The 225-nt window shown below is 61.8% G+C and carries 1 pseudogene; it reads left to right on the top strand.

The annotated features are described in order from the left end of the window. Positions 1-82: 82 nt before the first annotated feature. Positions 83-225, top strand: a pseudogene (locus ACQ4LH_RS21730) (sensor histidine kinase); the annotation flags it as partial.

Below are 225 nucleotides of genomic sequence, written 5' to 3'. Positions count from 1 at the left end.
TTTTTTCAAGCAAAAGCCGGCATACGAGCTCGCTCAGTTCGTCTSGGGGGCTGGGAGATKTGTAWARGARACGGGRGGGGGGGGGGTRATSGAGTACGAGTTCGCCCGCCTCAACGGCATGCTGGTGCAGCTGCTCGGCCTGTATAAGCTCGGCGTCAACCAGCTGCCGATGCGCCCCGGTTATCACGAGGTCGAGGATTTCCTCCAGGCCCAGCTGGCGCGGCA

It is taken from the genome of Pseudomonas peli (genome assembly GCF_050563605.1).
In the GTDB taxonomy this organism is placed as follows: Bacteria; Pseudomonadota; Gammaproteobacteria; order Pseudomonadales; family Pseudomonadaceae; genus Aquipseudomonas; species Aquipseudomonas peli_A.
Note: the sequence above shows the minus strand (reverse complement) of the source record. Positions and strands in the feature narration are given on the sequence as shown.